The 23,463-nt window shown below is 35.7% G+C and carries 23 protein-coding genes; 14 read left to right on the top strand and 9 right to left on the bottom strand.

Annotated elements, in window-relative coordinates; translation table 11 throughout:
- Positions 1-196: 196 nt before the first annotated feature.
- The 7 genes from ccoS to RNZ46_RS10475 all read left to right on the top strand — a co-directional run bounded on the left by ccoS (position 197) and on the right by RNZ46_RS10475 (position 6,420).
- Complete coding sequence (ccoS, locus tag RNZ46_RS10505; RefSeq protein ID WP_316982157.1) at positions 197-385, top strand: cbb3-type cytochrome oxidase assembly protein CcoS; 189 nt, start codon at positions 197-199, stop codon at positions 383-385.
- Positions 386-390: 5 nt separating this feature from the next.
- The gene (gene ccoN, locus RNZ46_RS10500; protein ID WP_316982156.1) at positions 391-2,565 is read left to right on the top strand and encodes a cytochrome-c oxidase, cbb3-type subunit I; all 2,175 of its coding nucleotides are present in this window, start codon (positions 391-393) and stop codon (positions 2,563-2,565) included.
- Positions 2,566-2,570: 5 nt separating this feature from the next.
- Entirely contained in the window at positions 2,571-2,756 is a 186-nt protein-coding gene (locus RNZ46_RS10495; protein ID WP_311939638.1) for a CcoQ/FixQ family Cbb3-type cytochrome c oxidase assembly chaperone, read from the top strand.
- On the top strand, positions 2,753-3,637 hold the full coding sequence (locus RNZ46_RS10490) for a cbb3-type cytochrome c oxidase N-terminal domain-containing protein (RefSeq protein WP_316982155.1): 885 nt from the start codon (positions 2,753-2,755) through the stop codon (positions 3,635-3,637). Before RNZ46_RS10495 ends, RNZ46_RS10490 begins: the two co-directional genes overlap by 4 nt.
- 104 nt (positions 3,638-3,741) lie before the next feature.
- Complete coding sequence (gene ccoG / locus RNZ46_RS10485; RefSeq protein WP_316982154.1) at positions 3,742-5,166, top strand: cytochrome c oxidase accessory protein CcoG; 1,425 nt, start codon at positions 3,742-3,744, stop codon at positions 5,164-5,166.
- A gap of 94 nt (positions 5,167-5,260) precedes the next feature.
- The gene (locus RNZ46_RS10480) at positions 5,261-5,707 is read left to right on the top strand and encodes a FixH family protein (protein ID WP_316982153.1); all 447 of its coding nucleotides are present in this window, start codon (positions 5,261-5,263) and stop codon (positions 5,705-5,707) included.
- A gap of 11 nt (positions 5,708-5,718) precedes the next feature.
- A complete protein-coding gene (locus RNZ46_RS10475; RefSeq protein ID WP_316982152.1) occupies positions 5,719-6,420 on the top strand; it encodes a sulfite exporter TauE/SafE family protein in 702 nt (233 codons plus the stop codon).
- A 174-nt stretch (positions 6,421-6,594) separates the two neighbouring features.
- On the opposite strand, the gene RNZ46_RS10470 is transcribed toward RNZ46_RS10475, so the two are convergent.
- Together RNZ46_RS10470 and hemN are read right to left on the bottom strand one after the other, a co-directional pair.
- The gene (locus tag RNZ46_RS10470; RefSeq protein WP_316982151.1) at positions 6,595-7,428 is read right to left on the bottom strand and encodes a universal stress protein; all 834 of its coding nucleotides are present in this window, start codon (positions 7,426-7,428) and stop codon (positions 6,595-6,597) included.
- 83 nt (positions 7,429-7,511) lie between these two features.
- Entirely contained in the window at positions 7,512-8,876 is a 1,365-nt protein-coding gene (gene hemN / locus RNZ46_RS10465) for an oxygen-independent coproporphyrinogen III oxidase (RefSeq protein ID WP_316982150.1), read from the bottom strand.
- Between the two features lie 126 nt (positions 8,877-9,002).
- On the opposite strand from hemN, the gene RNZ46_RS10460 reads away from it, so the two are divergent.
- From RNZ46_RS10460 to RNZ46_RS10450, 3 genes are all read left to right on the top strand, one after another.
- Positions 9,003-9,575, top strand: a complete 573-nt coding sequence (locus tag RNZ46_RS10460; protein WP_316982149.1) for a superoxide dismutase family protein — start codon at positions 9,003-9,005, stop codon at positions 9,573-9,575.
- Between the two features lie 48 nt (positions 9,576-9,623).
- A complete protein-coding gene (locus tag RNZ46_RS10455; protein WP_316982148.1) occupies positions 9,624-10,154 on the top strand; it encodes an RNA polymerase sigma factor in 531 nt (176 codons plus the stop codon).
- Positions 10,155-10,272: 118 nt separating this feature from the next.
- Positions 10,273-11,070 carry an anti-sigma factor gene (locus tag RNZ46_RS10450; RefSeq protein ID WP_316982147.1) on the top strand — a complete coding sequence of 266 codons (798 nt, stop codon included), beginning with the start codon at positions 10,273-10,275 and terminating at the stop codon, positions 11,068-11,070.
- Between the two features lie 389 nt (positions 11,071-11,459).
- On the opposite strand, the gene RNZ46_RS10445 is transcribed toward RNZ46_RS10450, so the two are convergent.
- The 3 genes from RNZ46_RS10445 to RNZ46_RS10435 form a co-directional block, all read right to left on the bottom strand.
- Positions 11,460-12,752, bottom strand: coding sequence for a tetratricopeptide repeat protein (locus tag RNZ46_RS10445; protein WP_316982146.1), 1,293 nt, complete (start codon positions 12,750-12,752; stop codon positions 11,460-11,462).
- 95 nt (positions 12,753-12,847) lie between these two features.
- Positions 12,848-13,366 (bottom strand): DUF4331 family protein, encoded by a 519-nt coding sequence (locus RNZ46_RS10440; RefSeq protein WP_316984987.1) that lies wholly within the window; start codon positions 13,364-13,366, stop codon positions 12,848-12,850.
- A gap of 112 nt (positions 13,367-13,478) precedes the next feature.
- The gene (locus RNZ46_RS10435; protein WP_316982145.1) at positions 13,479-14,129 is read right to left on the bottom strand and encodes a DUF4331 family protein; all 651 of its coding nucleotides are present in this window, start codon (positions 14,127-14,129) and stop codon (positions 13,479-13,481) included.
- A gap of 154 nt (positions 14,130-14,283) precedes the next feature.
- On the opposite strand from RNZ46_RS10435, the gene RNZ46_RS10430 reads away from it, so the two are divergent.
- Both RNZ46_RS10430 and lpxD read left to right on the top strand, forming a co-directional pair.
- Positions 14,284-15,456, top strand: coding sequence for an LETM1-related biofilm-associated protein (locus RNZ46_RS10430; RefSeq protein ID WP_316982144.1), 1,173 nt, complete (start codon positions 14,284-14,286; stop codon positions 15,454-15,456).
- Between the two features lie 63 nt (positions 15,457-15,519).
- Complete coding sequence (gene lpxD / locus RNZ46_RS10425) at positions 15,520-16,515, top strand: UDP-3-O-(3-hydroxymyristoyl)glucosamine N-acyltransferase (protein ID WP_316982143.1); 996 nt, start codon at positions 15,520-15,522, stop codon at positions 16,513-16,515.
- Between the two features lie 88 nt (positions 16,516-16,603).
- Here lpxD and RNZ46_RS10420 read toward each other — a convergent pair whose 3' ends face one another.
- Together RNZ46_RS10420 and RNZ46_RS10415 are read right to left on the bottom strand one after the other, a co-directional pair.
- On the bottom strand, positions 16,604-17,095 hold the full coding sequence (locus tag RNZ46_RS10420) for a hypothetical protein (RefSeq protein WP_316982142.1): 492 nt from the start codon (positions 17,093-17,095) through the stop codon (positions 16,604-16,606).
- 95 nt (positions 17,096-17,190) lie between these two features.
- The gene (locus RNZ46_RS10415) at positions 17,191-17,667 is read right to left on the bottom strand and encodes an Hsp20/alpha crystallin family protein (RefSeq protein ID WP_316982141.1); all 477 of its coding nucleotides are present in this window, start codon (positions 17,665-17,667) and stop codon (positions 17,191-17,193) included.
- 332 nt (positions 17,668-17,999) lie between these two features.
- On the opposite strand from RNZ46_RS10415, the gene RNZ46_RS10410 reads away from it, so the two are divergent.
- The gene (locus tag RNZ46_RS10410) at positions 18,000-18,650 is read left to right on the top strand and encodes a hypothetical protein (protein ID WP_316982140.1); all 651 of its coding nucleotides are present in this window, start codon (positions 18,000-18,002) and stop codon (positions 18,648-18,650) included.
- 90 nt (positions 18,651-18,740) lie between these two features.
- Here the strand turns inward: RNZ46_RS10410 and RNZ46_RS10405 are convergent, their stop codons facing one another.
- Positions 18,741-21,374 (bottom strand): valine--tRNA ligase, encoded by a 2,634-nt coding sequence (locus RNZ46_RS10405; protein WP_316982139.1) that lies wholly within the window; start codon positions 21,372-21,374, stop codon positions 18,741-18,743.
- A gap of 239 nt (positions 21,375-21,613) precedes the next feature.
- Here RNZ46_RS10405 and RNZ46_RS10400 point away from each other — a divergent pair, with 239 nt between their 5' ends.
- Positions 21,614-22,039: a DUF1573 domain-containing protein gene (locus RNZ46_RS10400; RefSeq protein ID WP_316982138.1), complete on the top strand. Its 426-nt coding sequence runs from the start codon at positions 21,614-21,616 to the stop codon at positions 22,037-22,039.
- Between the two features lie 57 nt (positions 22,040-22,096).
- Here the strand turns inward: RNZ46_RS10400 and RNZ46_RS10395 are convergent, their stop codons facing one another.
- The gene (locus RNZ46_RS10395; protein ID WP_316982137.1) at positions 22,097-23,431 is read right to left on the bottom strand and encodes an aspartyl protease family protein; all 1,335 of its coding nucleotides are present in this window, start codon (positions 23,429-23,431) and stop codon (positions 22,097-22,099) included.
- Positions 23,432-23,463: the final 32 nt, after the last annotated feature.

Genomic DNA, 23,463 nt, shown 5'->3' with positions numbered 1-23,463 from the left:
ATGTAAACCCTATTCTTTTGTATTTATGATAAAAAGAATTAATTTTAGAAAAAATAGTAGTTTTTTTACATAAACGATAAAAATATCATTAATGTAAAAGCGGGTAAATAATTAAAAATAATGACTTAAACATGACAAAAATCATGTTTTCAAAAACGGCATAAAACTATTTTTGTTCCGTAACTTCAAATTAGGTATGAGTGTTATATATATTTTATTGAGTATTAGCATTGTAGTTGCTATCGTGTTTTTTGTGGCCTTTATTTATGCCGTTAAAAGAGGACAATTTGATGACAGCTACACCCCTTCCGTTCGCATGCTTTTTGAAGACGAACTAGTAAAAGAACAACCAAAACCAACATTAAAAACTAAAAAGACCAATTAATTACTATGGAAGTACAACAGTTTCATTACGATAACAAAATCGTTAAAAATTTCCTCTATGCCACCATGCTTTGGGGTGTTGTGGGGATGTTAGTAGGTTTACTGCTGGCATTTATGTTTTTATTCCCTAATCTAACCGACGGAATTTCATGGTTAAGTTTTGGTCGTTTAAGACCATTACACACCAATGCTGTTATTTTTGCCTTTGTGGGCAATGCCATTTTTGCTGGTGTTTATTACTCGTCCCAACGTTTGCTTAAAGCTAGAATGTTTAGCGATGCCCTAAGTAAAATCAACTTTTGGGGTTGGCAACTTATTATTGTTGGTGCCGCTATTACACTTCCTTTGGGCTATACCACATCCAAAGAATATGCCGAATTGGAATGGCCTTTTGACATTGCCATTGCTGTAGTTTGGGTGGTTTTTGGCTGGAATTTAATTGGCACTATTCTTAAAAGAAGACAGCGCCATTTATACGTTGCTATTTGGTTTTACATAGCCACTTTTGTAACCGTTGCGGTGCTTCATATTTTTAATAGTTTGGAAGTTCCTGTAAGTGCATTTAAAAGTTATTCGGTTTATGCAGGCGTACAAGATGCCTTGGTACAATGGTGGTATGGCCATAATGCCGTGGCATTTTTCTTAACCACACCGTTTTTAGGATTGATGTATTATTTTGTACCCAAAGCGGCAAATAGGCCTGTTTACTCTTACCGGTTATCTATTATTCACTTTTGGTCATTAATATTTATCTATATATGGGCAGGACCGCATCACCTTTTATATACGGCGTTACCCGAATGGGCCCAAAATTTAGGTGTTGCATTTTCAGTCATGCTATTAATGCCATCTTGGGGTGGTATGATAAACGGGTTGTTAACCTTACGCGGTGCTTGGGATAAAGTACGAACCGACCCCGTTTTAAAATTCATGGTGGTAGCCATTACCGGCTATGGTATGGCCACTTTTGAAGGGCCGATGTTATCGCTTAAAAACGTAAACGCCATTGGCCATTTTACCGATTGGATAATCGCCCACGTACACGTTGGTGCCTTAGCTTGGAATGGATTCCTCACCTTTGGAATGATTTATTACTTGGTACCAAGGTTATTTAAAACCAAATTATATTCCGTAGGATTGGCTAATTTACATTTCTGGATTGGCACCTTAGGAATCATTATGTATGCCCTACCACTCTACGTTGCAGGATTTACCCAAGCAAGTATGTGGAAACAATTTAATCCGGATGGCACATTAACCTACGGAAACTTTTTAGAAACCGTTACCGAGATTATGCCCATGTATTGGATGCGTGCTATTGGTGGAACCTTGTTTTTAACAGGAATGATAATCCTAATTTACAACGTGATTGTAACCGCTTTAAATGGTAGCAAAGTAGAAGACGAATTAGCTGAAGCACCTGCTTTACCAAACGTATCGAAACATCGTACGGCCGGCGAAGGTTGGCACACGTGGTTAGAGCGTAAACCAATTAAACTAACTATTGGCGCAACCATTGCCATTTTAATAGGCGGTATTGTTCAAATTGTGCCAACTATTATGGTAGAATCCAATATTCCAACAATTAGCAGCGTACAACCGTACACACCTTTGGAATTGGAAGGACGCGACATTTACATCCGCGAAGGTTGTGTAGGCTGTCATTCACAAATGATTCGACCTTTTAGAAGTGAAGTAGAACGCTACGGCGAATACTCCAAAGCTGGGGAATATGTGTACGACCATCCGTTCCTTTGGGGCAGTAAACGTACAGGTCCAGATTTACACCGCATAGGCGGAAAGTATTCTGATAACTGGCACTTAAACCACATGTACGATCCACAAAGCACCTCATCGGGTTCCATTATGCCAGCGTACCAGTGGTTGATTAGAAATGAACTTGACAAATCAAACACCGAAACTAAAATGGAGGCTATGGTCACTTTAGGAGTGCCTTACACAGACGAAGATATAGCCAATGCTCAACAGGCCATGTTGGAACAGGGTACTCAAATTGAGAAAAACCTATATACCGATCCTGATTTTGCTGAAACTTACGAAGCCGATAAAGCAGCAGGTGGCGAAGATTTTGTAGAAATGCGCAATCGTGAAATAGTAGCCCTTATCGCCTATTTACAACGACTGGGAACCGATATTAAAGTAGAAACCGCTCAAAACTAAACATCATGCTAAAATTTGTAAAAAACCACATGGAAAGCATTACAGGTATAGAAATATACCCGATTATTTCCTTACTTATATTTTTCATCTTTTTTGTAGCACTGTTTTGGTGGGTATTTACAGCTAAAAAAGACTACATTAATAAAGTAAGTAACTTACCATTAGATAACCAAAACCAAACTGAACTATGAGAAATTTAATACCATCTTGGGTAAGAGTACCTGTTGTATTTTTTATCATCTTCGGACTTGTTGAATATTTTGTAGATTCTGCCGATCAACCCGCATTTATAGAGCAACCCATCGTATTGTTGTTTTTATTATTAATACTACTTGTGCTTATTGCCATGGAAGGCATTATTGCATCGGTTGATAATATTTTATATCAGAGTTTAGATGAAGAAGCTAAAGTTAGATATGATGCTAAACGCAGTAAAGCACCACAATTTAACTGGATAAAAAAGACGTATATAAAATTATTGGGGCAAAAACCAGTTGAAGAAGAACACGAAATTATTTTAGATCATAATTATGACGGCATAAAGGAGTTGGACAACAATCTTCCACCGTGGTGGCTTTGGGGATTTTACGCTTCAATTGTTTTTGCTGCCGTATACCTATTAAGATATCATGTGTTCAACGGGCCAAATCAATATCAAGAATTAGAGGCTAAAATAGCACAAGCTAAAATAGATATTGAAGAATATAAAAAAACAGCTAAAGATTTGGTTGATTTTAATACCGTTGAATTGTTAACCGAGGCATCCGATTTAAAAGCAGGACAAGCCATTTACGAACTTAATTGTGTGGCCTGTCATAAAGCCGATGGCGGCGGCGGTATTGGCCCGAACCTTACCGACGAGCATTGGATATTAGGAGGCGGAATTAAAAATGTGTTTAAAACCGTATCGGAAGGTGGTCGTGCCGGAAAAGGTATGATTGCTTGGAAACAAAGTTTAAAACCTGCCGAAATTGCTCAAGTATCAAGTTATGTACTGCAATTTCAAGGAACAACACCAGCAGAACCAAAAGCTGCCGAAGGCGATATTTGGGTTCCCGACGATAACGAATAATCCATATTAAACCATGCGCTCGTTTAGCTCATTAAATATAAATGTCAGACCTGTTAACCTCAACCTTTTGAGACTAACAGGTCTGATAAAATAAAAACACCATTTTGGAAACTCCAGAAAACGAATCATTTAGAGATAGCATTGGTACCCTTACCGATGAGGGAAAGCGTGCTTGGGTATATCCAAAAAAACCAAGCGGCAGATATTACGAAAAACGCAAAATAGTCAGCTATGTTTTATTGGCGTTTTTATTTGCTGCTCCGTTTATAAAAATTAACGGCAACCAGTTTTTAATGTTCAACATTTTAGAACGCCGTTATAATATTTTTGGTCTTCCGTTTTGGCCTCAGGATTTCTATTTGTTTGTTATTTCCATGTTAATTGGCGTTATTTTCATTGCGCTTTTTACGGTTGGCTTCGGACGTATTTTTTGTGGTTGGATTTGTCCACAAACTATTTTTATGGAAATGGTTTTCCGCCGAATTGAGTATTGGATTGACGGCGACCGAAACAAACAACGTAAACTAGACCGACAAAAATGGGATGCCGAAAAAATAAGAAAGCGTGTTTTTAAATGGTTCATATTTTTAGTCATTTCATTTTTAATAGCCAATATTTTTTTAGCCTATTTAATAGGTAGCGATAAACTCATAAAATATATCACCGCTGGCCCTTTCGAAAATTTAGGCACACTATTTCCGCTTATTATTTTTACGGCAGTTTTCTATTTTGTGTTTGCTTGGTTTAGAGAGCAAGTGTGCATAATTGCTTGTCCCTACGGCCGATTACAGGGTGTTTTGCTCGATAATAAATCCATTGTTGTGGCTTACGATCACAAACGAGGAGAGGGTGAAAATGGCAGAAAAAAGTACAGAAAAAACGAAGACCGTGAAGCCCTTGGCCATGGCGATTGTATTGATTGTTTTCAATGTGTACACGTTTGCCCAACGGGCATTGATATTAGAAACGGTACGCAATTGGAATGCGTAAACTGTACCGCTTGTATTGACGAGTGCGACCATATTATGGAAAGCATCAACCTTCCAAAAGGTTTAATAAGATATGCCAGTGAAAATGAAATAGAGAAAAAAGAAAAGTTCAAGCTTACCGCCAGAATGAAAGGCTACATAGCCGTACTTTCAATTTTAACGGGACTTTTAATAGGCATGCTATTATTGCGAAACGATGTAGAAGCACGGGTTTTAAGATTGCCAGGGCAATTGTACGAACATAAAGAAGGCAATATAATCAGCAACGTTTTTACATATAAGTTAGTAAACAAAACCACTCGGGAAATTAAAAATATAAGTTTTAAGCTCAGAAAATATCAAGGCGAAATTATATTGGTTTCGGCGAAAGATGACTTTGTAGTACCAGAGCAAGGTTTAGCAGAAGGGACCTTGTTTATTGAAATTGACAAAAGTGAATTGGTAAGCGATAAAAATAAATTAACCATCGATGTTTATAGTGGCGACGACCTTATTGAAACAACAACGGTGAACTTTTTAGCACCTCGAAGTTATAATTAAAATAAGTTAATCAGTGTTCAGTCTTCAGTAGGCAGTCCACTCAACAGAAAAATAAAATTAAAAGAGATTTCTGCTTTCGCAGGAAGATAAGATTATGAAAATTAATTGGGGAACAGGGATTGTATTGGCGTTTATAGGCTTTATCAGCTTTATCATGTACTTTATTATTACTATGAATATCGACAGTAAATACGACCACGATTTGGTTACTGAAGATTATTATAAACAAGAATTACAAGTTCAAAATGATATTGAAAAACAGAAAAATGCTAATGCCTTAGCCAAAAACATAGATTGGAAAAAAACGGATAAAGGCCTTGTTATAACATTTCCTGAATCCTTAAATGCTGAAAATATAACAGGAAAAGTGTTCCTATATAGACCATCTAATAAACAATTTGACTTTGAAACTGCTATTTCACTGTCAAACCACAATTTGCTCATACCTGACAAGCGTTTATTGGATGGTCGTTGGAACATTATAGTTGATTGGCAATATAGCGGAAAATCGTATCTCTACAAAAAAGAAATTGTGTATTAAACTTTAAAACCATGCTTTGGTCTGCACTTATTTTAGGTCTTTTAGGAAGTTTTCATTGCATTGGTATGTGCGGTCCTATTGCGTTTATGCTACCTGTAGACCGTAGTAATTCGACTAAAAAAGTAATACAGATTTCCGTCTATCATTTTGGTAGATTATTGGCTTATAGCCTCATTGGGCTCGTTTTTGGTTTGGTTGGCAAAAGCCTTTACATTTTTGGATTGCAACAACAATTATCTATTGTAATAGGTGTTTTAATGATAGTTGTGGTTTTGATTCCGGTACAATACTTCAATAAATATAATTTCTCAAAACCTATTTATCAATTAATTTCCAAAGTAAAAACGGCTTTGGGGAAAGCCTTAAAAAAGAAAACAACCGATACCTTTTTAACCATTGGTTTTTTAAACGGATTTTTACCTTGCGGACTAGTTTACATGGCAGTTTTCGCTTCTATTACAACAGCCCATGCTTTTCAAGGCAGTTTGTATATGATGTTGTTTGGTTTGGGCACTATTCCACTGATGACTTCGGCTATTTATTTAGGAAAGTTTTTAAACACCACCATTAAGCAGCGCATACAAAAAGCCATTCCCGTTTTTGTTGTGGTTATTGGCTTGTTGTTTATTGTACGCGGTTTGGGTTTGGGCATTCCGTACCTCTCTCCTGCCCCAATTACCGAAATAGCTTCTGGTGACATAGACTGTCATTGATTACTATAATTCATAAAAACTGTTTAAAAAGTTACCTCGATGTCACATTGAGCGCAGTCGAAATGTTTTATGTTATTGGCAATCAATAATAGGTTTCGACTGCGCTCAACCTGACAAAGAGTTGCAAAGACTTTTTAAACAGTTTCACCCATTAGCAAAAGAAATTACTATTAATTAAATCTTAAACGTCATAACGGGCAAAGTGGAATGGTTTGCTACATCTTCGCCAACACTACCTTGAAAGAAATGGGATAAACCTTTTCTGCCATGGGTTGGTACAGCAATTAAGTCTGCTCCCATTTTCATTGAAAAATTCAAAATACCATTTTTAACCGTATAATCAGACACGTAATGCACATCTTTCATACGGTCTAAATTTCTATCGGCTTTTGTGAAAAAGTTGACCACACGACGTTCAATTTCCAATGAACTTTTAAATCTATCATTAGGCAGATTCACATAAACCAAGTACATTTTAGCACCCATTTTTTCAAATAATTTGGAAGCGTTTAAATAAGCCGCAATGGTATCTTCCGAGAAATCGCAGGCAAACGCAACATCTTCAAAATTAACATCATTCAAATCATTTTTAACAACCAATACCGGAATATTCGCGTTGCGAACCACGCGTTCTGTATTCGAACCAATAAACAATTCCTTTAAACCGCTAACCCCGTGAGACCCCATAACAATAAGGTCTGCGTCATGTTTTTCGGCCACATCGTTAACTTCGCTAAAAACTTTAAAGTGTTTAATTATTGGCGTAACTTTTATATCTTTTAGATAGTCTTTATCTAAAAACTTATTGAATTTTTTTTCGGCTAGTTTTAAAAAGAACAAAGCCTCTGGATGTATAGACTCGGGCGTGTTGGTAAGTATCGCATCAGACAGCTCCAACATGTGCAATGCATAAATTTTGGCATCGTTTTTCTTGGCTAATTTCGCCGCAGCTTTTAAAGCAAACTCTGAATGTTCAGAGAAATCGACAGGTACAATAATTTTTTTCATAAGGCACGTATTTTAGGTTTCCGCTTTCGCGAAAGTGAAAACTTTTAGTCTTTACCTCGATATTACCGAGGCATTTTTTTCAATTAAACCGTCATTGAAAACAATTGTACATCGGGTTGTTTGCGCTGCAACAAAACATCAAACGCCATACAAATATTTCTAACAAATGGTTGACCTTCTTTGGTAACTTCTATATTATTAGGGTTTATAATGAGCAGTCCGTCTGCTTCCATTTCCTTTAATTGTAAAAGGGCTTCTGGTAATTCTTTAAAATAAAGATCAGCTTGCGTCCATTCGGTTTTAAACTGGCACATTAAGTTAAGAATATGTTTTCTTATTATCAAATCTTCTTCGTTTAAAATATGTCCACGGTAAACCGGAATTTTATTTTCTTTTAATAGCTCGTAATAGTCTTCAATACGCTTTACGTTTTGCGCAAAACCATACCAACTATCACTAATTGAAGATACGCCCAAACCAACCATAGCCTGTGTTTTTGATGCCGTATACCCCATAAAATTCCTGTGTAAACTGCCGTTTTGCATCGATGTATATAGGCTGTCTGTGGTTAATGCAAAATGGTCCATGCCTATTAAGTGGTAGCCCACTTCTGCAAGCAGTTCTTTACCCATTTCGTACTGTGCGCGTTTTAATTCCGGTGCTGGCAAATCGGTATCCTTAAATCCGCGCTGCCCATTTCCTTTTATCCATGGCACGTGCGCATAACTGTAAAATGCCAACCTGTCTGGTAGCAATGCTTTGGTTTTTAATATGGTTTCTTTAACGTGCTCTAAGGTTTGAAATGGTAGCCCGAAAATAATATCGTGCCCAACCGAGGTGTATCCAATCTCTCGTGCCAAATCGGTGGCTCGTTTTACGTTTTCAAAGGGTTGAATTCTATGAATAGCCTTTTGAACGGTTTCGTTGTAATCTTGCACACCGTAACTAACACGCCTAAATCCAACATCGTAAAGGGCTTGTAAATGTGCTCTTGTGGTATTATTGGGATGGCCTTCAAAACTAAACTCATAATTTTCAGCCAATTCAGCATCCTTTAAAATACCGTTAATTAACAATTTTAAATTATCCGGACTAAAAAAAGTTGGTGTTCCGCCACCAAGGTGCATTTCCTTAATTATGGGCTTTTCATCAAACAATTCTAAGTATAAATGCCATTCTTTTAAAACCGCTTTAATATAAGGCGACTCTACACTATGCTGTTTTGTAATGCGCTTATTGCATCCACAGAAGGTGCACAAACTTTCGCAAAAGGGCAAGTGAATATAAAGGCTAATACCTTCATTTGAGTTACTTTCTTTAAATGATGTTGTTAACGACGATTTCCATTTTTCCAACGAAAACGTCTCATTATTCCAATACGGAACCGTTGGGTAACTTGTGTACCGAGGCCCCGCAATATTGTATTTGTTTACTAAATTGCTTAACATACCTAACTATTATTATCGCAAAATTACAACAACGCTTAGCCTTAAAATATGATATATGTCATGCAGAATATTTGCATTTCGTTAATTATTACTTAACTTTCGGATAAATTAAAACACCTAATAAAAATGAAAAAAATAAGCTTCCTTTTAATCGCTTTAACATTAAGCGTTTTCGCCTGTAAAAACGATAAAAAAAAGACTGAAACTACAAAAGATACAGAGACTACTGAAGTAAAAGTGGAAACTCCAAAAAAACTCAAAATAGCTTTAAATGCTAAAAGCAACAGCAACGTTTCGGGTAATGCCGTGTTTAAAGAAGAAAACGGCACTGTTACCATGACTGCCATTATTGAAGGTTTAGAGCCTGGGAGTCATGCTATTCATCTTCACGAAAAAGCGGATTGCACATCAGATGACGGCACATCTGCTGGCGGACACTGGAATCCTACCGCACAACCTCACGGTAAATGGGGCGATGCCACGGGATATCATAAAGGTGATATCGGTAATTTTGTAGCCGATGAAAACGGCAACGGTACTATAACATTTTCTACTGACGAGTGGTGTATTGGTTGTGAAGACGACAACAAAAACATAATTGGTAAATCTGTTATTGTGCACGCTGGAGCAGACGATTTCACATCGCAACCATCGGGTGCAGCTGGTGCTAGAGTTAGTTGTGCAGGTATTATTGAGTAAGTAACATCTGTATCAAAACAACGTGAACATCATCAGCAAACACCTTAAATGAATTTAGAAACCTTAGTAGCAAATTTTAAGCAAAAAGACGAAAAAGCTTTTGAAAGTCTTTACAATATGTATAGCCATAGCATGCATGGTGTTATCTATAATATTGTAAGAAACCACGATTTGGCAGAAGAGGTTATGCAAGATGTTTTTATAAAAGCATGGCATAAAGCCGATAGTTATAATAGTGATAAAGGCCGATTTTTTACATGGATTTTAAACATAGCACGACATGCTGCTATCGATAAAACGCGTTCTAAAAATTTTAAGAATTCTAAACAAAACCTCAACTCCGATTTTTTCGTAGATATACTTGAAACCAGTGATAATCTTGATAACAAAACAGATGCCATTGGCATAAAAAAGTTTGTAGATAAACTGGCTAAAAAATGTATAGAAGTTATCGAACTGCTATATTTTAAAGGCTATACGCAAAGTGAAGCCTCTGAAACCCTTAATATGCCCATTGGGACAATTAAAACCCGAAATAGGAATTGTATTAAGGAATTACGAAGCATGGTTTTAAACTAAAGATTTTAAATATTGTTTAAAAATAATAATCTTTAGTTTTAGATTCCCGATTTCTCGGGAATGACAATTTAAATGAAATCTCAAGGTCAAAACCTTGAGAAAGTTTTATTTAATTAATATGGATATTAACGCATACATAGAATCTGGAATTTTAGAGCTTTACGTGGCTGGCGCGCTTTCTGAAAAAGAAAACAAGGAAGTGTATGCACTTATGCAAAAACATCCTGAAATTTTACAAGAAGTTTTAAGCATTGAAGCCGCCATTGTTAAGTTAACAGGTTCTGCTTCGCCAAGCGATAATAGCCATATTTTACAGCGTATTAAACAAACTTTAGGTTTTGGTGACGATGATACAAAAATAATCTCCATAACAAAACCAAGGTACAATTGGATAACCTATTCGGGTTGGGCGGCATCTATAATTTTGGCGGTTGGATTGTTTTGGACAATGAATCAAAACAAGCAATTAAAATACGAGATTCAAACCGCCGAAATACAGCAGTCCATTTTAGAAATGCAGATTGCCGAAGCTAAAAACAGCTTAGAAAAAGCCAACACGTTGTTATCGGTTTTAAGGGATGAAAACATTACCGAAGTGCCATTAGCTGGTCAAGGTGATTTTGCCAATACGTATGCTAAAGTGTATTGGGATAAAAACACGCAACGTATCTTTTTAGATGCCCAAGGATTGCCCGAGCCACCGGAAGGCAAAGTGTACCAGGTTTGGTCTTTAAAACTAAGTCCGTTAACACCAACAAGTTTAGGGACTATTGACAGTTTTATAACAGACGAAAACAAAATATTCGAAATTGAAAACTTAAACGAAAGTGAAGCTTTTGGAATTACCTTGGAACCTGCTGGCGGAAGCGAAACTCCAACCATGGAGCAACTTTATACTTTGGGTGTGGTTAGTTAGCGGTATTTATTTTTACTAAAAAACAAAAATGACAAACATCCTCTAAAATTTAGAGGATGTTTGTGTTTAATTGTATTCTAATATACACTTACATAGAATAATAGGCCGTATAGCTTGTTTAAATATTTAGAACAGTTAATTTTTTCATCTCAATAAAACTAACTCAAATAAAATTGATTTACCATATTTGATTTATGATGAAACTATTAAATGAAAATCTTAATAAAGATTTACTAATAGTGACAATTGATTTTTTTATGAATCAAGCTTTAAGTGAGGGTAAAACCTAAAAAGAAAGCGCCCAATCATATTTCTATAATCGGGCGACTTTCGACCAAACAATCAACCATCAAAAAAATCAATCACTTCAATCCCTTTATTAAAGCCTTTTATAATTTTTGTACTTTTTGAGCTGCCATAGGGCCTAACTCAAAAGCGCTTTCCAATAATTCTTTTTTCAATTTTTTTACTTCATCCCACTTACCGTTAGCCTTATAAATATGCGCTAAATGAAACAGGGCTTCGGGTTCAAATGTTTTTCCAACAACGTGGTTCTCCATTACTTTTAATGCGTCTTTAACATCGCCTTGGTTGTAATAGGTCCATGCCAATAAATTGTAGGATTGTGGCGTTGGCCGGTTGTCGATTTCAGTATTTGCAAGCTTTAAGGCTTTTACTGTTTGTTTAGAATCTTCAGCATACATAAGCGCATTATGTTTATTATACATGGCACCGTACAGGGTGTTGTTTATAGCGGCTTTGTATAATTTTATTTCGGAGTCTTTTAAATTGGAATCGCCTTTGTATTCAGCTATTTCAACTTTCAACAAATGGTAATCTGGAGCGCGATGCGTTTTTGTTACCGCATTTAAAATTCGAAGTGCTTCATCCGGATTTTTTTCATAGGAATACACAATCCAAGCAATGCCTTTCTTGGCATAAGCGTCTTCTGGATTTAATTCTAAAGCTTTTAAATAATGGTTATACGACGCCTTAACATTCCCAGCGTGTCCATAATAATCGGCTAAATTTGTATAAACCCATTGTTTTGTTGAAGGGATGTTTGAAGCTTCGGCAATCACTCTGGCTTGTTCCATATATTTTATGGCAGCCTCTAAATTACCGCGGTGATCGGACCATTTTGATAAGCGTATTAAATAATCAAAATCCGACGTATCAATAATCTCATTCAAATATTGTTTTGCCAATTGGTAATTACCCAATTCTAAATGCACATCGAATAGCATTTTTTGGGAGCTTTTCAAGCCTTCGCCTATAGTTTCTGCCTTTTTTAATAACGCTAAGGCATCTTTAAACCGGTGTTGCGAAATGTAATTTCTTGATAAGGCTCTTAAATAACTCACTTTTTTATAATGACTTAACTCGTTTGCTTCAATCAAGTTTTTTTCGGCTTCAATTAAAGCTTCAATGCGTCCTGTTTTAGCAAATATTTGAGATTGAGATGCCGCGATTTTCGATAAATAAGGAAACTGATTTGGTTCTTTTTCATACTTTTTTTCCCAAAATTTTAAATCTTCCTTTACGAGTTGCAACATCTCGTTCTCAGTAATTTCCAAATAAGAATTGTAATCGGTTGTGTCTGTGATTTTTTTCGATTCCGTATTACAGCTTGCAAAAAGCAGTAATAGCACAACTATTGCTAATGGATTTATAAGTTTCATTGCTCTGTGTTTTTTGTGGTTTTTGTTTGTTATGCTTTTGTGTAGGTTAAAATATCAGAGCATACTAAAATTAATATGCCCTGATGAAGTAGCCATTACCATGGTGAGGCTAGGTAAGGAAATGAGGTCAAAAAAGGTTTGTCGTTGGCATCTACGTTATCGTTTGACAACCCAGGGTTTTCAGAAAAATCTTCGCCACCAAAAATTAATAATAGCTCAACCGTTATAACATCATCGGCCAAAGCACGACCTGTTAAAACATTGGTGCCATCGTAAAAAGTAGTGGTGCCGTCCAGCGATACGTTTAGAACATCGGTAGCCAAAAGACTCGTAAATGCTGCCGAGGTTTGCCCCAATGCATTAGTATCTCCGGGGTTTGCAAATGCAGGACTTAAGGCTTCCAAATTAGTTTGGAACATGCTCTGGAACGCAGCACTTTGATTTGATGGCACAGTTACGTTAAACTGGTCTTTAGCGTCTGCAGATACGAATACTGTGTTTACAGCAGGTCTGCCCATTTGATCTTCTTGCATATAGACACCCGAAAAATCTGGCGATTGCTCTATTATTACAGTATCATCATTATTGGTACAGTTGAAGGTTACTAGTGCCATTGCAAAGGCAACACCCAACAGTTTTATAGTTTTACCCACTGCTCTTAAAGGCTTTAAATGATTGTGAAATTTATTTGAAGTTTTCATGTTTTTATATTTTATAAATTATTGATTATTGTTTTCTTTTAGATTCTACCCACGTGTTAATAGTTCCCGTACCACCAATCATTGATTTAGGTACTTCAACTACAACAGACATCACATTGGTACCCGCAAAAGTATCGGCTCCCGGCATATTAAAACTGCTTGCTGTACCTCCAATAATGGCAGAATATTGAGCAAAATCCATAAAGAAAGGATCATCACGAGGGCCTGCGAAAAAACTCATATCGCCCTTAGTTGCAATAATAGCGCTAGAGCCTGTTGTAATATCTACAACACCACCAACTGTCGATGTGGTTTCAATGGAACTCGCCACCCCTATTTCCGATGGTACTACAGGGCCAAAAAAGTACATTTTACCATTTCTGGGAATGGCTTGAATAACTAAATCCTCAACATTATCGCCCGTGTTATCGATATTAAATTCGACTAAAACATTTTCATCAAACGTGGCATTTGAAGTCGCACTGGGGCTTAACAATCCTTGTAAATTAGCCACAAAAACTAAATTGTTTATCTCTTCCGCCTGAAAGGCATAAAAATCGGTAATATCGCTATTACCACCTTGTACAGCTGGCGCATCAATATGATCGGCTGCAATAATGAAGATACTAGCTACCGCTATAACTCCAATTCCTAATACTTTTTTTAAATTTTTCATGATTTTTGATATTTTTTGAGATTATTAAATTTTGACTCTCAGCCATACCTACGAAAAAAAGAAAAGAGCGGTTTTGTTAAAATTTTGTTAAAGAAATAAATTGCGCACTTATTCGGTGAAAAGATTACTTTTACAGTCTATATATAATTGAATTATGAACCCATCATCTGCAGGTTGGATTAAAAAGCTTTTAAAGTTCTTAGAAGGTAATACCCAATTTTTAAATTACCCTGAGGATGACTTTTATAGCATATTGCGAGATACCGGTTTTATTTACGGCACCAATCTTAAAGTAATAAACAACCATTTTAAAGAGTTCAATCTTACCGAAGCAGAAATGTGCAAGGTAAATTTGTGCTTATCCTTGTTATATACACACCAAAAACTGAATCATGGCAGTAATTTTATAGATAGTGTGATAAATTTTTATAAAGAAATTGGGGAATATAAATTATCCTTTTTCAAGGAATTATTGGGAAGCTCGACGAGTAGCGAACAATTGGAAAACATCATTCATAAACGCACCCAAATTGATGATAATTTTATCACTAAAAACTTTAATTATTTTTTAATTAATGGACTGCTTTATATTGATGTACTCGCTTACCGCGCTTTTATTAAGGGCGATGAATTTTCTTTGGATTACCTAAAGAATTTAGAAGCCAGTATTGAAGCCATTTCGTTAAACGTAATCATCTCAAAGAAAGAAAAAACGGAATACGATGAAAGTTTAATTAAACTATTTGAATCGTCGTTGCGTTATCAAAACAAAGCGCATTTCGATTACAAATCAGCCATCAAATTTATAAACACCCCGCAGCAAAAAAAGTATATACTAGACTTAGCATGTATGGCAACTTGGAGCGATAAAATTATTGAAAAGTCTGAACAGAAATTTTTGCTAAAACTTGGTAATGATTTAAAACTCAGTCTATCTTCCGTAAACGAATCGATTAAAGCCATAAACGATTTTTATGATATAAATAAAGATAATATCGCTTTGTTTAGTTCTAAAAATTTAGTGCAGAGTTTTTATGATAATTCAAGTAAAGTGGTAACTACTTTAATCTCTAGAAATAGTAAAAGACTTTATAAAGAGTTAATTGGCAGTAAAGAATTGATGGTGCTTATTTCTCAATCTACGGTTAGGGATTTAAATAAAGAAGAGCAGAAAAAAGTACAAGAACAGCTTATGGATATTTTTAAATCCATACCAAGCCTTGCCATTTTTTTACTTCCAGGTGGCGCTCTATTACTACCTTTAGTAATTAAATTTATTCCCAAATTATTACCATCGGCTTTTGATGATAATAGGATTGAAGAATAAAAATTATGTTTATTGATTTTATTTCCGTTAGATTTACAACAATCTAAACATTAAAAATCATTCATGACAACTTACACCATTAACGACATTAACAATATTTTAAAAGGCGAATTAATAGGACATACAAACCAAAAAATTGATGGTCCAGAACAATTACAAAACGCAGAAAACAACCATATAACCTTTATTGGGAGTAAAAAGTACGCGAAACAGTGGGCTGACTCCAAAGCTTGTGCTGCGGTTGTAAATGACAATTTAAATGTTGAACCCGGTGAAAATCGAGCGTTAATTAAAGTGAAGAATGCCGATTTGGCCATGGCAAAAATATTGGAACTGTTTAATCCGCCAACTCCAGAATTGGAAGCCGACATTCACCCATCGGCGGTTGTACACAAAACGGCAAGTCTGGGAAAAGGCTGTAAAATTGGCGCCAACTGTTACGTTGGTAAAGATGTTGTTTTAGGTAAAGGTGTTGTTTTATACCCAAATGTGTGTGTTTTTGACGAAACCACAATTGGCGATTATACGGTTATCTGGTCTGGAACAGTAGTCCGCGAACGCTGTATTGTTGGCAGCCATTGTATTTTTCATACTAATGTAAGTATTGGTGCCGATGGCTTTGGTAATCGCCCGAGTGACGATGGTCGTGGCTTAGTTAAAATACCACAAATTGGTAATGTAATTATTGGGCATTATGTAGAAATTGGAGCAAACTCTTGTGTAGATCGCGCGAAGTTTAGTTCCACTATTATCGGTGATGGCTGTAAAATTGACAACCTTGTGCAAATAGCCCACAACTGTGTTATGGGACGCTCGTGCATCATGGCAGGACACAGCGGACTTGCTGGTTCCGTTACTTTGGGCGATGGCGTTATAATTGGCGGCAGTGCTTCAATTAAAGATCACACCACCGTTGAGTCTGGAGCCACCGTTGGCGCAGGCTCTGGGGTTATGAATAACGTAAAAGCGGGCCAAACCGTTTTGGGTTACCCAGCGCAAGAAGCACGAGATATGCTAAAACAATGGGTGGCTGTTAGGCGTTTTATGAAAAACAACTAATTGTTCCCATCTAATTTATTATTAAAACAAATCGGATATAGATTTCTAATCAAACTATATCCGATGGTTATTGCAAATCATTGCTACTTTATTCTTTTTCAATTTCAGGCTTAATAAATTCGGACTGGTATTTTTCTAAAAACTTTTTTTGTCGGTCTAACATCCGCTGTCTTATTTTATCAATATCCATAAAGTCTTTTCCGAAATCGCTTCCAAAAAAATCGTCGTTAAAAAAATGTTTACTAAATAGGGAATCTGATGTAAACATATCTTCAAAGCCTTGATTTTTAAACTGGGAAAAGTTTCTGAAAAACTTTTTCTCAAAAGATCTAACCAAACTATCTTTTCCAAAAGCTGACAAATCATCAAATTCTTTATTTGAAGACCAAGAATATATACTATCATAGCGTATTAAATTCCCGTATTCGTCAAATTCTTTATCTACTTTCCATGAGCCTTTAGGTTGTTTACCAATGGTCTCAATGTTGTCTGTGACTTCTGCTTTTTTATTTGTTTTCTTTTGTCCGTTACAACCCACACTCAACAAGGCCATCGTTAAAAATAACGCATACTTTTTCATTGTTTTATCTTTTAAATTAAACAAAATCCGATTAAAAAAGGAGGCACAAAGCATACCTCCTTCTCTTAATAAATCATTAAATAATATGTTTACTATTACGAAATTTTAATAGTACGTGGAGGTTTTTGTTTAGCCTCTTCTTTTTTAGGCAATAATATGCTTAAAATACCATCATTATAACGTGCGTCAATCTTATCTTCGTTTACACTTTCCGGTAAGGTAAACGTTCTTTTAAATGAGGAATAGCCAAACTCTCTACGTGTATAATTTTCTTCTTTATGCTCGTTTTCTTCCTTTGTTTCTGTAGAGATTGAAAGTACTTGATTTTCAAGATCAATTTGGAAGTCTGATTTTTTTAATCCCGGAACCGCCATTTCTACCACAAAATCATCGGCTGTTTCTTTTATATTTACTTTAGGTAAAGAGATACCTGTATTGAAGTTTGAATTAAAAACCGATGGTAGTTCTCTGTTAAAAACATCATCTAACCAACTTGACCAATTTGGGAAACCTACATTTGAATTAGTGTTTGATAAATTTCCGTTTTTAGGAACATTAACTAAGTTGCTCATAATTACAAAATTTTAAATTAAACATTAAATCTCATCGAAATCTCATTGTATTTCACCTTTAATTTAGCAAATAGAATGCCACAAGGGATAATAAGGTATTTTGTGTGTTTTTATGAATATTTGACAGTTTTTAAGTTAAAAAAATGCCATAATGTCGTTTTTAAAACTTAAACTAAAAGCAAAATAAAGATTTTATTGTCAATGTAAAAACATATTTTAAAGGCGATATAAATTGACTTTGTTAGAATAAAATCATAATTTGGATTAACAATCAATGGGTTTATTATCATAAAAACAAATTTTTATCTTTAGATACTCTATAATAACAATGAATGAAAAAAAGAAAGGCACATATTAACTGGTTGAACCACGGATTGGAATTCTTGGTGGTAATTATTGGAATTTTAATAGCATTTCAACTAAACCAATGCTCAACTGAAAACGAGCAAAACAAAACTGTCGATATACATCTAAAACAAATTATAGATGAAGCAAAATTTAATAAGGCCTCGCTCAAATCAGCACTGACACATGGAGAATTAAATATTGCAAAATTCGACACAATATTTTCACTTTTAAATGATGACAAGGGTTATGAAAAAATAAATCGTTTATCCATTGAACTTCTAAATCTGGGTGGGGTTTATTTTAGGAAGAATTCTTTCCAAACACTTACCGAATCGGGCGACATACGGTTTATTAAAGAATTTAACGTTAAAAAAAGAATAGTTAATTTGTACGAATACTATAAATGGGTTGAGTCTTTTGATGAAATTTCAAGAAGTCTTTATATGCAAGATTATTACCCTTATGTAAAAAACAATTTTGATCTTACCACAGCCCAAAAGCAAGACAAAGAAATCTATCAAAATAAATTATTCAAAAACATATTGGCTTCTTACAAAAGAACAAGCGAAAACAGAATTCAGAAATATCGAGATTGCATAAAAGAAATAGACAAGTATTTGAAAAATACTAAATAAAACTGACGAGAATATTGTGTACCAGACACATAGTGCTTAAGCACAGCTACGAGCCACATGCTTGCCATAAACCAAACCTTCAAAAAAAACCTATTTCAAACTCGCCAAACTCGCTTTTAAGGTTTCTATTTTTGCCAAAGCATCGGCTTCTTTTTTCTTCTCGCTTGCAACTACCTGTTCTGGCGCACCCGCAACAAAACGCTCATTAGACAGTTTCTTTTGCACCGATTTTAAAAAACCTTCAGTATAGTTTAATTCTTCAGTTAACTTTTTAACCTCAACCTCAACATCAATAGTTCCTGACATAGGCACAAAATACTCGTTAGATTTTACTCTAAAAGTTAGGGCACCATCAACAGCTTCGTTAACATAGTTAACAGCCTCGAGATTGCCCAGTTTAGCTATAAGCGCATCAAAAGTTTTGGTGGCGTTTTCGTTATTTATTACAGAAAACCCAATCGCATCTTTAAAGGCAATATTTTTTTGTTTTCTAATGGTACGGATACCCGAAATAACCTCGGCGGCAAAATCGAATTCTGAAATTATATCCGCATTAACAGGTTTTGCCTCTGGATATTTAGAAACAATTAAAGCCTCCTCGGGCGAACGTGTTGTAATATGTTGCCAAATTTCTTCAGTTAAAAATGGCATAAACGGATGCAATATTTTCAAATTGTTTTCTAAAATAGAAATGGCCGCTTCGCAAGTTTTCTTGTCGATGGGTTGCTGATAGGCTGGTTTTATCATTTCTAAGAACCATCCGCAAAAATCATCATAAATCAACTTATACATACTCATTAAAGCATCACTCAACCGGTATTTGCTAAAATGGTCTTCAATTTCAATTAAAGCTTTTTGGAATTTAGCTTCAAACCATTCAATAGCCGTTTTAGAAGATTTAGGTTGCTCAATATTCGCTACTTCCCAGCCGTTAATCAATCTAAAGGCATTCCATATTTTATTGGCAAACCCTTTGCCCTGGTTGCACAAGGCTTCATCGAACATTAAATCGTTTCCAGCGGCAGAACTCAACAATAGCCCAACACGAACACCATCGGCGCCGTACGTTTCAATCAATTTTAAGGCATCGGGCGAATTCCCCAAAGATTTGCTCATTTTACGGCGTTGCTTATCGCGTACCAAACCGGTTAAATATACATTCTCGAAAGGCTTTTCGTTTTTATACTCGTAGCCCGCAACAATCATACGAGCTACCCAAAAGAATAAAATATCGGGGCCGGTAACCAAATCGTTGGTTGGATAGTAATATTTTATGTCTTTATTTTCGGGGTTTCTAATGCCATCAAACACGCTTATGGGCCACAGCCACGATGAAAACCAGGTATCGAGCGCATCGGTTTCCTGACGCAGATCGTTGATGGTTAGTTGTTGATTATTGGTTTTAACTTTAGCTTTCTGTAGTGCTTCATCTATACTTTCGGCAACAACAAAGTCTTCTTTTCCTTCGCCGTAATAGTATGCGGGAATTTGTTGCCCCCAAAGTAACTGACGCGAAATGTTCCAATCGCGGATGTTTTCCATCCAATGGCGATAGGTATTTTCAAACTTTTTAGGAAACAGCTTAATATCAGCATCTTCACCTAAAACCGCTTCAATGGCTGGTTTTGCCAAATCTTCCATTTTTAAAAACCATTGATCCGACAATCGTGGTTCTATAATGGCTTTGGTGCGTTCTGAAATACCAACACGATTGTTGTAATCTTCAATTTTAAGGATTTGTCCGTTTTCTTCAAGTTCTTTAACGATTTCTTTTCGAACCGCAAACCGGTCTTTACCTTCGTAATGCAATCCAAAGGCATTCAAAGTTGCATCTTCGTTAAAAATGTCAATCACTTCAAGCTTGTGCTTATCGCCTAAAACCTTGTCGTTTTCGTCGTGTGCCGGTGTTACTTTAAGGCATCCCGTACCAAATTCAACATCAACATAATCATCTTCAATTATAGGAACCACGCGGTTACAAATGGGTACAATGGCTTTTTTGCCTTTTAAATTTTGGTGACGTTCATCATTCGGATTGATACAAATAGCGGTATCGCCCAAAATAGTTTCAGGGCGTGTGGTAGCAATGGTTAAAGTTTCATTACTTCCTTCAACTTTATATTTTACGTAATATAATTTTCCTTGTTTTTCAACATATTCAACCTCTTCGTCAGACAATGTTGTTTTTGCCTCTGGATCCCAATTTACCATACGGTAACCACGGTAAATCTGGCCTTTTTCATATAAATCGACAAAAACTTTTATAACGGCTTCACTCATATCGTCATCCATGGTGAATTTTGTTCTATCCCAATCGCAAGAACAACCTAGTTTTTTTAGCTGTTCGAGAATCACGCCACCGTATTCGTGCGTCCAATCCCAAGCGTGCTTCAAAAATTCATCACGCGATAAGTCATTTTTATCAATACCTTGCTCCCTTAACTTTGCTACAACTTTAGCTTCGGTTGCAATAGATGCGTGGTCTGTACCCGGAACCCAACAGGCATTTTTACCCTGCAAACGCGCACGACGAATCAACACATCCTGTATGGTGTTATTCAACATATGCCCCATGTGCAATACGCCTGTTACATTTGGAGGCGGGATTACTATGGTATACGGCTCTCTTTCATCGGGTTCTGAATGAAAATAGTTGTTTTTCATCCAGTAATCGTACCATTTACCTTCTACCTGACTGGCATCGTATTTTGATGGAATTTGCATACTTTGGAATAGTTTTTGAACATTATTGATGTGCAAAAGTACTTATATTTCTTTTTCTGTGAAAGCCCGTAATGGGCATTTAATGATAAGCTAAATCTCAATGGTTTTCATATATAAACCGAAAAGTGGTATGTACTTACAACTAAGTTGAATATGTTAACAAACGTGCATTACGTCTATTATTTTTGCAGATTGTGGAAAAAGTGCCTATGTTTGACATGAATTTAAAATTAAAAGTAATGAAACAATTAATTACAATTTTATTTATCGGACTGATTAGTTTCTCTTTAAACGCCCAAGAAAAAGTGGCTAAAATAGAGTTTAAATCGGAAACAATTGATTATGGAACTATTGAAAAAGGAGCTGATGGTGTACGTGTATTTGAATTTACAAATACAGGAAATGCGCCTCTTATAATCTCGAAAGTGTCTTCTACTTGCGGTTGTACCATACCTAAAAAACCTGAAGGACCGGTTTTACCAGGCCAAACGGGAAAAATTGAGGTAAAATACGACACCAATCGTGTTAACCCCATTAGAAAAACAATTACGGTTATCTCTAATGCTGAAACCCCAACGGTTGCCTTAAAAATTAAAGGTCTTGTTGTAGACACTAGCAAAGCAAGTGTACTTGATAAGAAAAACAAAAGTGTTATGGAGCAGTAATAATTCCTGAAACCTTATAAAAATTAAGTCTGAACACTATTTTTGTTCAGACTTTTTTTATTGAAAAAAATCCTCAAGCAGAAACGAGTAGTTTAAAACCCTGCCGTTTCTATCTATTCTCAGTTTTATTTTTTTTCCATCGTCGTCATAAAACGAATACATTAATTGCTGTAAGGTATATTGGTGTGCCGGTTTACCGTTAATGGACAACACAACATCGCCGTTTTTTAATCCTGCTCGGTGCGCCGGAGAATCTACGCGCAACTCAACAATGGCGTACGCTGGTTTTAATGAAAACTTGTACCGCGAATCAAAAACAATTCTTGTCCCATTTTGGTTGGTATCGTTGCTTAAATTGTTATTTGGAACAAAACTTTCTCTTTCTTTTACAAACCTCACACCATTATGGGCCAACTCGATACCGCTCTTATTATAACTGAATTTCTCCTTAAAATGCCCGTTCTTTTTAAAGGTTACTTTGGCATTTCGGTAATCCATAATAACATTAAAGCGCTTTAAAATATTACCAGCTAAACTGCCATTACGTCCTGTTATTTTTTTTGCATGTGAAATAGAAGAAGAATCCGGATAAGCAACATTTGCCCTTTTAAGTACAAAGCTTTTTAGTGAAAATTCATCAATTTTAGAACGCTTTCCATAAACACTGCCACTTAGTCCGTGCCCTAAAAAATCTTCAAAATACCGGTTATTGGAAACTATGCCCAATGTATCATCTTCAAACAACCATAAGGCATCACTTCCACCAGAATCAATCAATAGTTTTACAGGAATTTGTTTGTCTTTTATTTTAACCTTAGCATTAATATAAGGCTTGTTGTTGTAAAACTCTAAACTAAATATTTCGCATTTTTTACAAGTTTTATATCGGTAACTCTTGGGCTCTGTCATTCTGATGTATTTATGCGCATAGTTTATCTCCACAACCAAATCTTTAAACAAATCGAAACCCAAAATCCCGTGTACCGGAACGCCTAACCTTGGCGCAAAATTTAAATTGGCATCGTATACCGCATACAAATCTTGGTTTAACTTAATGGCATCGCCCACTTTAAACACATTGTTTCTGGATTTTAAAGCCTCAACCGATTCGCCTTCGCCCAAACCCCTTAAATATATCTTTTTGGTATCTTTAATTTTTAGGGTATCGGACACATTTAAAAAATTAAAAATGATGGGTTTACTAACCCCGGTATCCAACAAAAAAGATAGTTCAACGCCATTAATTTCAACAGGAATAACAATTAAATTATTTATAAGCTTAAACTTTATTTTATCCGACCTTTTTTTATTTTGAATAATAAATTTTCCCTGAGAATATACAGCGTTACTCAAACTAAAAATCAATAAAATAAGAGCTAAGGCTTTTTTCATGTGGGTTAAATATATTTTTCTCTCTTCAATTT

Source organism: Hwangdonia lutea (genome assembly GCF_032814565.1).
Taxonomy (GTDB): Bacteria; Bacteroidota; Bacteroidia; order Flavobacteriales; family Flavobacteriaceae; genus Hwangdonia; species Hwangdonia lutea.
Note: the sequence above shows the minus strand (reverse complement) of the source record. Positions and strands in the feature narration are given on the sequence as shown.

Bases quoted from the DNA above. Each gene is read 5' to 3' on its own strand.
- ccoS (WP_316982157.1), top strand. From the start codon at position 197: ATGAGTGTTATATATATTTTATTGAGTATTAGCATTGTAGTTGCTATC.
- ccoN (WP_316982156.1), top strand. From the start codon at position 391: ATGGAAGTACAACAGTTTCATTACGATAACAAAATCGTTAAAAATTTC.
- RNZ46_RS10495 (WP_311939638.1), top strand. From the start codon at position 2,571: ATGCTAAAATTTGTAAAAAACCACATGGAAAGCATTACAGGTATAGAA.
- RNZ46_RS10490 (WP_316982155.1), top strand. From the start codon at position 2,753: ATGAGAAATTTAATACCATCTTGGGTAAGAGTACCTGTTGTATTTTTT.
- RNZ46_RS10480 (WP_316982153.1), top strand. From the start codon at position 5,261: ATGAAAATTAATTGGGGAACAGGGATTGTATTGGCGTTTATAGGCTTT.
- RNZ46_RS10475 (WP_316982152.1), top strand. From the start codon at position 5,719: ATGCTTTGGTCTGCACTTATTTTAGGTCTTTTAGGAAGTTTTCATTGC.
- RNZ46_RS10470 (WP_316982151.1), bottom strand. From the start codon at position 7,428: ATGAAAAAAATTATTGTACCTGTCGATTTCTCTGAACATTCAGAGTTT.
- hemN (WP_316982150.1), bottom strand. From the start codon at position 8,876: ATGTTAAGCAATTTAGTAAACAAATACAATATTGCGGGGCCTCGGTAC.
- RNZ46_RS10460 (WP_316982149.1), top strand. From the start codon at position 9,003: ATGAAAAAAATAAGCTTCCTTTTAATCGCTTTAACATTAAGCGTTTTC.
- RNZ46_RS10455 (WP_316982148.1), top strand. From the start codon at position 9,624: ATGAATTTAGAAACCTTAGTAGCAAATTTTAAGCAAAAAGACGAAAAA.
- RNZ46_RS10450 (WP_316982147.1), top strand. From the start codon at position 10,273: ATGGATATTAACGCATACATAGAATCTGGAATTTTAGAGCTTTACGTG.
- RNZ46_RS10445 (WP_316982146.1), bottom strand. From the start codon at position 12,752: ATGAAACTTATAAATCCATTAGCAATAGTTGTGCTATTACTGCTTTTT.
- RNZ46_RS10440 (WP_316984987.1), bottom strand. From the start codon at position 13,366: ATGGCACTAGTAACCTTCAACTGTACCAATAATGATGATACTGTAATA.
- RNZ46_RS10435 (WP_316982145.1), bottom strand. From the start codon at position 14,129: ATGAAAAATTTAAAAAAAGTATTAGGAATTGGAGTTATAGCGGTAGCT.
- RNZ46_RS10430 (WP_316982144.1), top strand. From the start codon at position 14,284: ATGAACCCATCATCTGCAGGTTGGATTAAAAAGCTTTTAAAGTTCTTA.
- lpxD (WP_316982143.1), top strand. From the start codon at position 15,520: ATGACAACTTACACCATTAACGACATTAACAATATTTTAAAAGGCGAA.
- RNZ46_RS10420 (WP_316982142.1), bottom strand. From the start codon at position 17,095: ATGAAAAAGTATGCGTTATTTTTAACGATGGCCTTGTTGAGTGTGGGT.
- RNZ46_RS10415 (WP_316982141.1), bottom strand. From the start codon at position 17,667: ATGAGCAACTTAGTTAATGTTCCTAAAAACGGAAATTTATCAAACACT.
- RNZ46_RS10410 (WP_316982140.1), top strand. From the start codon at position 18,000: ATGAAAAAAAGAAAGGCACATATTAACTGGTTGAACCACGGATTGGAA.
- RNZ46_RS10405 (WP_316982139.1), bottom strand. From the start codon at position 21,374: ATGCAAATTCCATCAAAATACGATGCCAGTCAGGTAGAAGGTAAATGG.
- RNZ46_RS10400 (WP_316982138.1), top strand. From the start codon at position 21,614: ATGAAACAATTAATTACAATTTTATTTATCGGACTGATTAGTTTCTCT.
- RNZ46_RS10395 (WP_316982137.1), bottom strand. From the start codon at position 23,431: ATGAAAAAAGCCTTAGCTCTTATTTTATTGATTTTTAGTTTGAGTAAC.